The following is a 13,337-nucleotide window of genomic DNA, read 5'->3' as shown; positions in this document are numbered from 1 at the left end:
GTTTCGCGGGGCGCGATGACACCGATGGTCAATCCTTCCGGCACGACGCGACACCGCCTTGCCGGTCGCGCGCGCGCTTCCGCTACGCTGGGCGACGGTCCTGCCGCGGCATGCGCAGGACCATCCGCCCGGTGGCCCGTCGCGGGTCCCCGGTCCACGCCCGAACCACGATAACGACCGCCGGCTCCGGACCGGCGTGCAAGGGGAGACTCAATGAGCAGCAGCGTTCCGCTCGCGGCCGACACGCCGCCCAAGGATGCGGAGAACACCCGCTTCATCATCCTGATCAGCCTGGTCGCCACCATCGGCGGCTTCCTGTTCGGCTTCGACAGCGGCGTCATCAACGGCACCGTCGACGGCCTGCAGACCGCGTTCGACTCCGACTCCGTCGGCACCGGCTTCAACGTCGCCTCGATGCTGCTGGGCTGCGCGGCCGGCGCGTTCTTCGCCGGGCGCATGGCCGACCTGTACGGACGCCGCGCGGTGCTGATCGTGTCCGCGGTGCTGTTCGTGGTCTCCGCCTGGGGCTCGGGCATCGCCACCTCGTCGGTCGAGTTCGTGGTCTACCGCATCCTCGGCGGTATCGCCGTCGGCGCGGCGAGCGTGATGTCGCCGGCCTACATCAGCGAGGTCTCCGCCGCGAGCTACCGCGGCCGCCTGGCCACGGTGCAGCAGATCGCGATCATCTCCGGCCTGTTCATGGCCTTCCTCAGCAACTACCTGCTGGCGCGGGTCGCCGGCACCTCGATGGAGCCGCTGTGGCTGGGCTTCGAGGCCTGGCGCTGGATGTTCTGGATCGAGATGCTGCCGGCCGGGATCTTCCTGATCGCGCTGCTGTTCATCCCCGAGAGCCCGCGCTGGCTGGCGGTGAAGGGCCGGCGCGAGCGCGCGCTCGCGGTCCTCGACCGGCTCTACGGCCGTTCCCGCGGCGCGATCAAGTACGCCGAGATCGAGGCCTCGTTGTCCGGCGTGCACGAACGCCCGCGGCTGGCCGACCTCGTCGACGCGCAGAGCCGGCGCGTGCGCCCGATCGTGTGGGTCGCCATCGGCCTGGCGGTGTTCCAGCAGCTGGTCGGCATCAACGTGGTCTTCTACTACGGCGCGGTGCTGTGGCAGGCGGTCGGCTTCTCCGAGAGCGACGCGCTGCTGATCAACGTCATCTCCGGCGCGGTGAGCATCGGCGCCTGCCTGGTGTCGCTGTTCCTGGTCGACCGCATCGGGCGGCGCCCGCTGCTGTGGATCGGCTCGGCCGGCATGGCGCTGACCCTGGGCCTGGTCACCGTCGCCTTCGCCACCGGCACGCTGGACGCGAACGGGCGCCTGGTGCTGGCCGACGCGATGGGCGTGCTCGCGCTGGTCGCGGCCAACCTCTACGTCGTGTTCTTCAACTTCTCCTGGGGCCCGGTGATGTGGGTGATGCTCGGCGAGATGTTCCCCAACCGCATCCGCGGCTCGGGGCTCGCGGTCGCGGGCCTGTTCCAGTGGGCGGCGAACTTCGCGGTGACCATGACCTTCCCGATCCTGCTCGCCGGCGTCGGCCTGGCCGCGACCTACAGCATGTACGCCTTCTTCGCCCTGCTGTCGGTGGGCTTCGTCCTGCGCTGGGTGCGCGAGACGCGCGGTCGCGAACTGGAGCAGATGGAAGGATGACGATGGCCCACGACCCGTCCCGCCGGCGCCTGCTGCAGGGCGCGGGCGCCCTCGGCCTGGCGGCCGCCTTCGGCCCGCTGCAGGCGGCGGACTCCGGCGGGACGCCGGTCGTGGCGACCCGCAGCGGCCGCATCCGCGGCACCACCGCGCACGGCGTGCACGCCTTCAAGGGCGTGCCCTACGGCGCGGACACCTCCGCGCGCCGGTTCCTGCCGGCGCTGCGCGAGCGGCCGTGGGACGGCGTCCGCGAGGCGCTCGACTACGGCCCCTCGGCACCGCAGTACCGCGCCGACGGCCCCATCAGCGAGGACTGCCTCTACCTCAACGTGTGGACGCCCGGCCTCGACGACGGCGGCAGGCGTCCAGTCCTGTTCTACATCCACGGCGGCGGCTTCGACACCGGCTCCGGCAGCGACCCGCTCTACGACGGCACCGCGCTGTGCACGCGCGGCGAGGTGGTCGTGGTCACCGTCAACCATCGCCTCAATGCCTTCGGGCACCTGTTCCTCGGCCGCTGGGACGAGGCCTACGCCAGCTCCGGCAACGTCGGCCTGCTCGACCTGGTGCAGGCGCTGGAATGGGTGCGCGAACACGCCGCGCGTTTCGGCGGCGATCCGGGCAACGTCACCGTGTTCGGGCAGTCCGGCGGCGGCGCCAAGATCGCCACGATGATGGCGATGCCGGCCGCGAAGGGACTGTTCCACCGCGCCTGGACGATGAGCGGCCAGCAGGTCACCGCGGCGGGCCCGCGCGCGGCGAGCCAGCGCGCGGCGCTGTACCTGGATGCGCTCGGCCTCGCCCCCGACCGCCTGCAGCCGCTGCGCAGCCTGCCGGTCGAGGCGCTGCTCGAGGCGACCCGCGTCGCCGATCCGTCGCGCATCGAGGACAACCGGCTCTACTTCGGTCCGGTGATGGACGGCGGCAGCCTGCCGCGGCATCCGTTCTGGCCGGATGCCCCCGCACAGTCGGCGCAGATCCCGATGGTGATCGGCAACACCCACGACGAGACGCGCGCCTTCCTCGGCGGCGACGAGGCGAACTGGGCGCTCAGCTGGGACGAGCTGCCGGCCCGTCTCGAGCGCGAGCAGTACGTCGACATCGCGCCGGCGGTGGTGATCGCGGAATACCGCCGCCTGTACCCGGACTACACGCCCAGCGAGGTGTTCTTCGCCGCCACCACCGCCGGGCGCTCCTGGCGCGGCGCGGTGGAGGAACTCGAGGCGCGTGCGCGCCAGGGCGCACCGACCTGGGGCTATCAGCTCGACTGGGCATCACCCGAAGATCCGCGCCGCGGCGCCTTCCACACGCTCGACATCCCGCTGGCGTTCGCCACCATCGACCAGCCCGGCTCGCCCACCGGCGAGGGCCCGGCCGCACGGCGCATGGCCGAACGCATGAGCGACGCCCTGCTCGCCTTCGCCCGCACCGGCGATCCCAACCACACCGGCATTCCGCGCTGGGAGCAGTACTCGCTCGCGGACCGCGAGACCATGGTCTTCGACGATCCCCCGCACCTCGAGGACGACCCGCGCGGGGCCGAGCGTCGCCTCTACCAGCGCGCGCCCTTCGTGCAGCGCGGCACGATGTGAGCGCGCGCCTCCCGGTCCATTCGTTGCGCTTCCGGAGGAGATGCATGATCCGAGCCGCACTGCTGTGCGCCCTGCTGCCCCTCGTCGCGGTCGCGCAAGAATCGCGCCCGCCGGCGACGCCGATCCACGCCGACAAGATCGTGCTGGTCGGCGACTCCACCACCGCGGTGCAGGGCGGCTGGGGCCCGGCGTTCTGCGCGCACCACGTCACCTCGTTCGTCGCCTGCGTCGATCTCGCCCGCGGCGGGCGCAGCAGCTACAGCTACCGCGCCGAGGGCTCATGGGACCTCGCGCTCGCCGAGATGCGCGTCGCGGGCTACGACGAGGTCTGGGTGCTGGTGCAGTTCGGCCACAACGACCAGCCCGGCAAGCCCGGACGCTCGACCGACCTGGAGCGCGAGTTCCCGCAGAACCTGCGCCGCTACGTCGCGGAGATCCGCGCCGCCGGCGCGCGTCCGGTGCTGCTGACGCCGTTGACCCGCCGCCAGTTCGAGGACGGTCGCCTGCTCGACGACCTCGCCCCCTGGGCCGAGGCCGTGCGCACGGTGGCACGGGAGACCGCGACGCCGCTGCTCGACCTGCATGCGCGCAGCCGCGAGATCGTGCAGGCGCTCGGCCCGGTGCAGGCGATGCGCCTGGCGCAGGTCGCCCCGCCCTCGAGCGTGGTCGCCGCGGCGCAGGGCGGCACCACGGTCGATCACGACGCCCCGCCGCCGGCCCGGGGGGCCGCCGCGGACGGTCTCCCGCCGCTGGCCCAGGCCAAGCCGTCGTTCGACTACACCCACCTCGGCGACCGCGGCGCCGAGGTCTTCGCCGCGCTCGTCGCCGACGAGCTCTCGCGCATCGAGCCGGAGCTGCGCGGCAGACTGATCCCCTGAGGCCCATCCTCGTTCCACACGGAGTCAGCGGATGCTGGACCTGACCCGCCGCCAGCTGCTGCAGGCGATGGCCGCGAGCGCCGCGCTGGCCGCACCATCGGCGCGCGCCGATGGCGCGGCGCCCTTTCCCGACGACGACCTCGTCCTGCGCTACGACGTGCCCGCACGCGCGTGGGTCGGGGCGCTGCCGCTGGGCAACGGCCGTCTCGGCGCCATGGTCTGGGGCGGCGTCGCGCGCGAGCGCCTGCAGATCAACGAGGACACGCTGTTCGCCGGCGGCCCGCACGACCCGGTGAACCCGCGCGCCCGCGAGGCGCTGCCGGAGGTGCGGCGCCTGATCTTCGCCGGCCGCTACGCCGAGGCCGAGGCGCTGGCGAACGAGGCGCTGATGGCGGTGCCGGTGCGGCAGATGCCCTACCAGGCGCCGGGCGACGTGTGGATCGACTTCGACGGCCTCGACGCCATCGACGATTATGCGCGGACCCTCGACCTCGACCGCGCCGTCGCCACCTCGCGCTTCAGCGCCGACGGCGTCACGCACACGCGGGAGGCCTTCGTCTCGCCGGTCGACCAATGCCTGGTGCTGCGCGTGCGCGCGGACCGTCCCGGCGCACTATCGGGCCTGGTCTCGACGACCTCCGAACTCGACCACACCCTCTCCGCCACCGGCACCGAACTCCTGCTCGCCGGCCGCAACGGCAGCCGGCACGGCATCGACGGCGCCCTGCGCTTCGTGCTGCGCACCCGCCTGCTGCAGCGCGGCGGCACGGTCTCGGCGCGCGACGGCAGGCTGCGCTTCGATGGTGCCGACGAGCTCGTGCTGCTGGTCGCCTGCGCGACCAGCTACCTGCGCTACGACGACGTCTCCGGCGATCCCGACGCGATGACCCGCAGCCAGCTCGATGCCGCGGCCGCGCGCGGCGCCGATGTGCTGCGCGCCGACCACGAGGCGGAGCACCGACGCCTGTTCCGCCGCGTGCGCATCGACCTCGGCCGCACCCGGGCCGCGGCACGCACCACCGACCAGCGCGTGGAGCGCTTCGGCGGCGAGGACGACCCGGCGCTGGCCGCGTTGTACTTCCAGTACGGGCGCTACCTGCTGATCTCGAGTTCGCGCCCCGGCTCGCAGCCGGCCAACCTGCAGGGCATCTGGAACGACCTGCAGGACCCGCCGTGGTCGAGCAAGTGGACGCTGAACATCAATACAGAGATGAACTACTGGCCGGCCGAGGTCGCGGCGCTGCCGGAGTGCGTCGAACCGCTGGAACGCATGGTGTTCGAGCTGGCCGAGACCGGCGCGCGCACCGCGCGCGAGATGTACGGCGCGCCGGGCTGGGTCGTGCACCACAACACCGACCTGTGGCGGCAGACCGCACCGATCGACGGCGCCCGTTTCGGCATCTGGCCGATGGGCGGCGCCTGGCTGCTGCGCCACCTCTGGGACCGCTGGGACTATGGGCGCGATCCGGCCTACCTGGCGCGGGTGTATCCGCTGTTCCGCGGCGCCGCCGAATTCTTCGCCGCGGTGCTCATCGAGGATCCGGGCACCGGCGAGCTGGTCACCAATCCTTCGCTGTCGCCGGAGAACAGGCATCCCTTCGGATCCTCGCTCTGCGCGGGGCCGGCGATGGATTCGCAGATCCTGCGCGCCCTGTTCGCGCAGTGCATCGAGGCCGCGCAGCTGCTGCAGGTCGATACCGACTTCGCCGCGCGGCTGGCCGCGATCGCCGCGCGCCTGCCGCCCGACCGCATCGGCCAGGCCGGCCAGCTGCAGGAATGGCGCGAGGACTGGGACCTGCAGGCACCGGAGCCGGACCACCGCCACGTCTCCCACCTCTACGCGCTGCATCCCGGCCACGCGATCAACGTCCGCGATACGCCGGAGCTCGCCGCGGCGGCGAAGCGCTCGCTGCAGCTGCGCGGCGACGAGGCCACCGGCTGGGGCATCGGCTGGCGCATCAACCTGTGGGCGCGGCTGGGCGACGGCGCGCACGCCTATCGCGTGCTGGAGATGCTGCTCAGCCACGCGCGCACCTATCCCAACCTGTTCGATGCGCATCCGCCGTTCCAGATCGACGGCAATTTCGGCGGCGCGGCGGGCATCGCCGAGATGCTGCTGCAGGACTGGGGCGGCGAGGTCTTCCTGCTGCCGGCGCTGCCGCCGCGCTGGCGCCACGGCCGCATCGAAGGGCTGCGCCTGCGCGGGGCGGCTGGCATCGACATCGCCTGGAGCGACGGCCTGCTCGAGTCCGCCACCGTCGCCAGCGACCGCGGCGGCAGCTACCGGGTGTCGTGGCGCGGACGGCGGATCGACCTCGACCTCGCCGCCGGCGAGCGCGCCCGCGTCGTGCCGCGCGCGGACGGGGGGCTCGTCCGGGCCTGACCGCGATCGCTTCAGCGCACCTCGAAGTCGTCGAAGTCGGCGAAACCGACGCGCGTGGCGGTGTAGGCCGGTGTCCCCGACGGGCTCTGCGCGAACAGGCCGAGCTGGGCACCCACCCAGCGCCCCGGCAGCACGGTCACCGGATCGCCCAGGCGCACGAACTCGCGGCCGTCGAGGCTGTAGCTGAAGCGGGCGCGCGCGTGCGTGGCGCGGGTCATCGCCGGCCAGTAGCGGGTCGGGTCGGCCGGCGGGTCGACCGCGACGGTGACGGGTTCCACCTCGACCCGCAGCCACACCGGAGCCGCTGCGACCATCGGTCCGGCGTGTACCGCTTCCGGGCGATCTTCCGATGCGCCGCGACGCGCCACCTGCACCAGGCGCGGGCCGTCATCACCGTTGTCGATCCCGATCCAGCCGTAGTCGGCGCCGAACAGGGCGAGCCCAGCGCGCTCGCCACGCGCCACCGGTGCGAAGACCAGCCTGACCGTGGCCGCGAAGCTCGTGCCCGGCAGCTTCTGCGCCAGCAGCTGCCCGCTTTCCCACAGGTTGCGCGGCGAGGACGCCGACTTCAGCCGCAGCACGCCATCCACCGAGCGGTCGACCCAGTCGGCGGCCGGATTGGCCTGCCATTGCCAGCCGAGATGGAACCCGCGGTCGAACGCGTCGTCGACCGTGGGCACCTCGCGCGACGCATCGGCGGTGCGCGGCTTGGCATGCCGCAGCACCGGCTGGCCGCGGTCGGTCCCCGGCTGGCGCTCGCCGATGAGCGGCCAGCCGTCCGCACCCCAGCGCAGCGGCTGCAGGTGCACGCGGCGGCCGTAGGCATCGGCGTCGGAGAAATGGACGAACCAGTCACCACCCTGCGGCGTGTCCACCCAGGCGCCCTGGTGCGGCCCGTTCACCGGCGTCGCGCCCTGGTCCAGGACGTTGCGCGCGGCGTAGGGGCCGCGGATGTCGCGGGCGCGGAACACGCCCTGCCATCCGCCCTTGACCCCACCCGCCGGCGCGAACAGCAGATATTCGCCACCACGCTTGTACAGCTTCGGCCCCTCGATCACGACCCAGCGCTTGCGCCCGTCGGAGGTGTCCACCGGCGGGAGGGCGTCGCCGTCGACGATCACCTGTTCCTCGCCGACGGTGCGCGTGCCGTCGGCGTTCAGGCGCTTGAGCACGATCTCGTTGATCCGGCCCGAGCGCGACTTCGCGTAGGCGTGCACCAGCCAGCCCTGGCCGTCGTCGTCCCAGAACGGGGCCGGGTCGATCGCACCGACGGCGTCGTCGACCCGCACCGGCGCGCTCCACGGCCCCGCTGGATCCCTCGCGCTGACCGTATAGATGCCGAAGTCGGGATCGCCCCAGTAGATGCGGAACAGGCCGTCGCGGTGGCGGATCGACGGCGCCCACACGCCGCCACCGCGGCGCGGCACGGCGTGGTGCGCCTCCTGCGGCAGGCGCGGGAGGGCGTGGCCCACCAGCGTCCAGTTCACCAGGTCGCGGGAATGCAGCACCGGCAGGCCCGGCACGTTGGTGAAGCTCGAGGCGGTCAGGTAGTAGTCGTCGCCGACGCGCACGACATCCGGATCGGAATAGTCGCCCGCCAGCACCGGGTTGGCGTAGGTGCCATCGCCGCGGTCGGGCGACCATACGCCGGCGGGCAGCGGCGGCTGCGCGGAGGCGGATGCCGACAGGAGCAGGGCGAGGACGAAGGTCGGGATGCGAGGCATTGCGTTGCTCCTGCAGGCAGGCCGCGGAGGCCGCTGGCGCCCGGCGGCGGTCATGGCACGGACTGCTCGCCGATGCCGGCTTCCCCGGGATCGTTGGTGCCGCCGCCCGCGGAACGCGTCGCGTCCAGGCTCGCCAGCGGCACCCGCGTCACCTCGACGTCCTCCTTGTTGGTGGCGTAGGCGACGTAGAGGTGGTCCTGCCACACCACGCTCTTGGGGTAGTGGTAGCCCGGGCGCTTGTAGCGGCCCTCGAAGCGCAGCGGCTGCAGGTCGGCGTGCCCGCGCAGCAGGAAGGCGCGGTCGAAGCGACGCCCGTCGCCGGCGAGGGTGAGCGCCAGCGGGATGCGCTCGCGGCCGGCGTTCGGCGCGTTGACGAGGAAGGCGGTGCCGTCGGCGAGATTGCCGGCGCTCTGCTTGGCCCGCGCGTCCGGCATCGTCGTCACCACCGGCCTGCTCCAGGTCGCGCCGCGGTCGCAGCTCCGCGAGGCGAGCTGGCGGAAGCTCGAGGCCTGGTCGCGGAACACCATCACGATGCACCTGCCCTGCAGGAACAGGCTCGGCTCGAGCGCGCGCCCGCTGCGGCCGTCGTGCGGCAGGTCGGGCATCGCGCCGCGGGTCCAGCCGGACACACCCAGGGGATCGTCGGTGAAGTAAGGCACCGCGGTGAGGCCCGGCGGCACATGGAAGGCGGTGACGATGCGGCCGTCGGCGAGCGCATGCGGGTCCTGCTCGATCACGCCGGCGAAGGGCCGACCCGCCGCATCCAGGACCCGCCGCGGCGGCGACCACTGCTCGCCGTCGCGGCTGAGCCGGTACTCGGTGAAGCCGCCGGCCGCTCCGCGGAATCCCTGCGGCCACACGTTGGCGTAGGCGACCAGCACCTCGCCGTCCGTCCACCAGCCACCGCTGGAGCGCATCGCCGGTCCCGCGCCCGAAGGCGCCAGCACTGCAGGTGACGACCAGCGCAGGCCGTCGTCGCTGCGGCTGTAGGCCACCCAGGTGTCGGCGGCGTCCTCGTCGCGCGTCGAGCTCTGCCACTGGACGTAGAGCCGTCCCTTGAACGCGACCGGCACCGCGCCGTTGCTGAAGCGGTCGTCGTTGGCGTCCGGTCGGAATACGGTGAAGGTCGCAGTACCGGGCGCCGGGGCGAGGCCGAGGTCGGGCAGCGCGGGCGCGAACACGTCCGGCATCACCCGGTACGGCGCCTGCGCCGTACACGCCACGAGCAGTGCGGCCGCAGCCGCGGACACGACCGCGCCTGCTGCCTTCCGTGTCCCCCCGGGGGACGCTACGAACGCAGCCGACCGCAGGCGGCTCAGCATGCGTCGGCAGCACCGGTTGCGTAGCGCAGGCCGCGGGCCAGGTGACGGCGGAACACCGGATCGCTCCACACCCGCACGTCGTGCCCGAGGCCGGTGTACCAGCTGCGACCGCCATCGAAGCCGCGGCACCAGGCGATCGGATGATCGTCGCCCATGGTGCCGCCGACGAAGTCGGAGCCCGTCAGCGTCGCCAGCACCTCGACCTGCGGGCGCGGGTCGTCGCGGAAGTTGTAGAACTCGTCGGTGACCTGCCATCCCCCGCGGTCGGCGTCGATGGCGTGCCGCTCGGCGACGCGCACGCGCGAGGTCTGCAGGCCCGGCGGATGGCCGGCGAAGCGGGCGCCGACGAGCTCGCCGTACCAGGGCCAGTCGTATTCGGTGTCGGCGGCGGCGTGCACGCCCATGAAGCCACCGCCGTCGCGGACGAAGGCCTCCATGGCCGCCTGCTGGCCCTCGTCGAGCACGTCGCCGGTGGTGCTGGCGAACAGCACCGCGCGGAAGCCGGCGAGGTTGCGCGAAGTGAAGGATGCGGGATCCTCGCTGTGCACGACCTCCAGGCCCTGGTCCTGCGCCAGTTCGCGCAGGGTAGCCACGGCTACGGGGATCGAATCGTGGCGCCAGCCGGTGGTGCGGGTGAACACGAGCACCCGCGCCGGTGCGGCCGCGGCGTTCGCCGGCCGCACGGGGTCGGCGCCCGCAGGCGACGCGCCCGTCAGCACGGCGAACAGCAGCGCCAGCCGCGCGGCGCCGCGGCGCCGGACGCGCGCGGCGTCCGGCGTGCGGCAGTGGGTGCGGTCAGAACCGGTAGCGGAAGCCGACCTTGTACACGCGCCCGGTGTGGTCCCACTCGTAGCGGCGCTGCGTGGTGATGTCGGTCCAGCGGTCCTGGTAGTCATCGGTGAGGTTCAGCGCCTCGAAGGTCAGGTCGAAGTTCTCGTTGAGCTTGTAGCCCATCGACATGTCGACGTTGAGCGTACCGCCGTAGCCTTCGAAGCGGTTGCCGGTGCCGCTGGTGCCGGTCAGGTAGTCGTCGCGGTAGGCGGCGGACACGCGGGCGTCGAACACCTCGTTCTCGTAGAACACGGTGAGGTTGGCCGAGTCGTTGGAGAGACCGAACAGCCGCTCGGTGACGGTCTCGTCGCCGAAGGTGTAATCGACCTCGGAGTCGACCCAGGTGTAGTTGCCGATGACGCCCATGTTGCGCAGCACCGGCGTGTCCTTCGCGAACAGCGCGAACGGCAGCTGGAAGGCCAGCTCCGCACCGCGCACCGTGCCGCCCGGCCCGTTGTCGATCGTGGAGATGGTCCACGGCCGTCCCTCCGGATCCTGCTCGGCCGGCGAGGTCGGCAGCAGCAGCGACAGCGGCAGGCCGGTCGACGCGTAGGTGCCGGTGCGCTCGGTCGAGATCGGGCGCGAATCCAGGTCCTTGTAGAACAGGGCCAGCGAGAGCAGCGCCTCGGGCGCGAAGTACCACTCGAGCGAGGTGTCGTAGGCGCGCGCGCGGGTCGGGTCGAGGAACGGGTTCTGATAGGAGACGCGGTAGTTGAAGCTGTCGACGCTGCCGCCGGGGGTCAGGCTGCCGAGCCCGGGGCGGGTCATGACCTTGGCCGCCGACACGCGCCACAGCAGGTCCGGCGTCAGGTTGTAGGCCATGTTGAGCGCCGGCAGCGTGTCCTTGTACTTCGGCCTGTTGACCGTCACGAAGACGCCGGAGTTGTAGCCGTCGGAGGTCTGCTCGGTCTCGACGTAGCGCACGCCCAGGTTAAAGCGGAAGTCGCGGTCGGCGATCTGGGTATAGCCGTTGAACTGGATGAAGGCGCCGGTGTCCTTCTCCTCGACGCTGCGGATGTTGCCCACGTCCTCGCGCAGCGGCTGGTTGGCGAGGTCGATGTAGTCGCGCCAGGCGTCGAGGTCGGGGATCAGCCATTCCGTCGTCGAGCCGTCGGCCACGTCATCGGGGAACTCGTAGACCTCCGACAGCGCGTCGGTGGCGGGGATGCCGTAGTAGTCGTCGACGCCGTCGCCGTCCGGATCGCACTCGTAGACGCCGGCCGCGCAGACGCCGGTGTCGCGCGTGCCGCCCCAGGTCTCGAAGCGGAACTTGCGGTAGCTCACGCCCGCCTGCAGCCAGTAGTCGGGGCTGAAGGCCCACTCGACGTCGGCGGCGAAGTTGTCGAACTTGTGCTTGGTGTTGCTCGGCCGGTCGCGGAACTCCGCCATCTGGAAGTTCGCCGGATCGGTGACGTCGGCGCCGTTGAAGGCGATCAGCGGCTCCTCGTCGTTGCCGTAGTCGTAGACGAAGCCGTCGTAGTCGCGGTCGTCGTAGACGAAGGTGATCTCGTGCGGGAAGTCGAGCTCGGACGATGCGCTGCCCGCGAGGAAGTGGCCGGTGACGCTGTCGGAGAAGGTGTGCTCGAAGTCGAGCGTGGTCTGGTTGAACTCGGTGGTCCAGGCCTTCTCGAAGTTCTCGTTGCGTACCCAGGCGTTGTCGACCTCCATCATGGTGAGGTTGTTGGTGGCCGGGTCGTAGGCATAGTCGATCACGTCCATGCCGCCCTCGTTGCCGCGGAACAGCACCTCGCCCCAGCGTTCGGCGCGGGTGGCGTCGAGCTTGGAGTGGAGCACGTCGAGCTTGATCCGGGTGTCGTCGCCGGGACGGAACTCGAGGCTGCCGGTCAGGCCCAGGCGCTCGCGGTCGACCTCGATCTCGCCGTAGCGCGGGATGCGCGGGTGGAACCCCTCGGCGACTTCGGCGCAGCCGGCATCGGTCGGGTTGTCTGCGCAGGTGACGCCACGGACGGAGCGGAAGTCCGCCTGCTGCCAGCGCACCGTGTTCTGCCCGAGTTCCTTGGTGGTGTCGTCGGAGTAGGCCGCGGAGAACGACACCGCCCACATGTCGGAGGGATCGTTCCAGGCATACAGCGCGGCGATGCGCGGGAAGGTGTCCTCGACCAGATCGTTGTACTGGGCCTGGCCGGACAGCAGCAGGGTGGAGCCCTTCTTGTAGGCGAACGGACCGCCGGTGTTGAGGTCGACAATGGCGCCCAGCGAGCCCTCGTCGAGGGAGGCCTCCGCGGTCTTGTGCACCACCACCGAGTTGAAGAGCTCCGAGGCGAACACGTTGTAGTCGAAGTCGCGGCCACGGTTGGGGCCACCCTCGCCGCCGGTGGCGGCGATCGCCTCCATGCCGTTGATGCGCACGCGGGTGTATTCGCCGGAGAGGCCGCGCACGGCGATGTTGCGGCCCTCGCCCGACTCGCGGGTGATGGTGATGCCGGGGATGCGCTGCAGCGACTCGGCGATGTTCTGGTCGGGGAACTCGGCGATGTCCTCGGCCACGATGGCGTCCACCGCGCCCACCGCGTCGCGCTTGATGTCGAGGGCCTTGACCAGGCTGGCGCGATAGCCGACCACCTGCACCGCGTCGAGCTCGGTCGGATCGAGCGTGGTCTGCGCCGGCTGCACCGGCGCCGCGATCGGCGAAGGGGACTGCCCGGCCTGCTCGACCGGCGTCTGCTGCGCGCTCGACTGCGCGGCACCGGCCGTCGCGGCCGCCTGCGCATGGGCCGCGGGTGCGGCGAACTGCAGGGCGACTCCGATCGCCGCCGCCAGCACGGTAACCGGTGTCATCCGGCGCGTGATCTGAGTGCTCATGATCCCCTCCTCTGCCGCCTCGGGGCGGACGTGTGGTCGGTCTGAATATGGCCCGGGCCATGGATGACACCGGTGCCATTGCGACGCTAACAGCGGACCCGGGGCGGGTGCACCTTGCGACGCAGCATGTACCCAGG

At 71.9% G+C, this 13,337-nt stretch carries 8 protein-coding genes; 4 read left to right on the top strand and 4 right to left on the bottom strand.

Going from position 1 to position 13,337, the window contains the following annotated elements:
• Positions 1 to 213 precede the first annotated feature (213 nt).
• From KB893_RS15335 to KB893_RS15320, 4 genes are read left to right on the top strand one after another with little or no spacing between them, the layout of a single operon-like run.
• Positions 214 to 1,650 (top strand): sugar porter family MFS transporter, encoded by a 1,437-nt coding sequence (locus KB893_RS15335; protein WP_211926777.1) that lies wholly within the window; start codon positions 214 to 216, stop codon positions 1,648 to 1,650.
• Positions 1,647 to 3,239, top strand: coding sequence for a carboxylesterase/lipase family protein (locus tag KB893_RS15330; protein WP_211926778.1), 1,593 nt, complete (start codon positions 1,647 to 1,649; stop codon positions 3,237 to 3,239). Before KB893_RS15335 ends, KB893_RS15330 begins: the two co-directional genes overlap by 4 nt.
• Positions 3,240 to 3,283: 44 nt before the next feature.
• Positions 3,284 to 4,117 carry a rhamnogalacturonan acetylesterase gene (locus tag KB893_RS15325; protein ID WP_213173850.1) on the top strand — a complete coding sequence of 278 codons (834 nt, stop codon included), beginning with the start codon at positions 3,284 to 3,286 and terminating at the stop codon, positions 4,115 to 4,117.
• Between the two features lie 31 nt (positions 4,118 to 4,148).
• Positions 4,149 to 6,500 (top strand): glycoside hydrolase family 95 protein, encoded by a 2,352-nt coding sequence (locus tag KB893_RS15320; protein ID WP_213173849.1) that lies wholly within the window; start codon positions 4,149 to 4,151, stop codon positions 6,498 to 6,500.
• Between the two features lie 11 nt (positions 6,501 to 6,511).
• On the opposite strand, the gene KB893_RS15315 is transcribed toward KB893_RS15320, so the two are convergent.
• The 4 genes from KB893_RS15315 to KB893_RS15300 all read right to left on the bottom strand — a co-directional run bounded on the left by KB893_RS15315 (position 6,512) and on the right by KB893_RS15300 (position 13,200).
• Positions 6,512 to 8,224, bottom strand: a complete 1,713-nt coding sequence (locus KB893_RS15315) for a glycoside hydrolase family 43 protein (RefSeq protein WP_211927918.1) — start codon at positions 8,222 to 8,224, stop codon at positions 6,512 to 6,514.
• A 50-nt stretch (positions 8,225 to 8,274) separates the two neighbouring features.
• Complete coding sequence (locus KB893_RS15310) at positions 8,275 to 9,474, bottom strand: sialidase family protein (RefSeq protein ID WP_338026983.1); 1,200 nt, start codon at positions 9,472 to 9,474, stop codon at positions 8,275 to 8,277.
• A gap of 65 nt (positions 9,475 to 9,539) precedes the next feature.
• Positions 9,540 to 10,229: a ThuA domain-containing protein gene (locus KB893_RS15305; protein ID WP_338026982.1), complete on the bottom strand. Its 690-nt coding sequence runs from the start codon at positions 10,227 to 10,229 to the stop codon at positions 9,540 to 9,542.
• A gap of 112 nt (positions 10,230 to 10,341) precedes the next feature.
• Complete coding sequence (locus KB893_RS15300; RefSeq protein ID WP_213173848.1) at positions 10,342 to 13,200, bottom strand: TonB-dependent receptor; 2,859 nt, start codon at positions 13,198 to 13,200, stop codon at positions 10,342 to 10,344.
• Positions 13,201 to 13,337 lie beyond the last annotated feature (137 nt).

It is taken from the genome of Coralloluteibacterium stylophorae (assembly GCF_018122625.2).
Taxonomy (GTDB): Bacteria; Pseudomonadota; Gammaproteobacteria; order Xanthomonadales; family Xanthomonadaceae; genus Coralloluteibacterium; species Coralloluteibacterium stylophorae.
The sequence above is the reverse complement of the archived record's forward strand: the minus strand, read 5'-3'. Positions and strand labels throughout refer to the sequence as shown.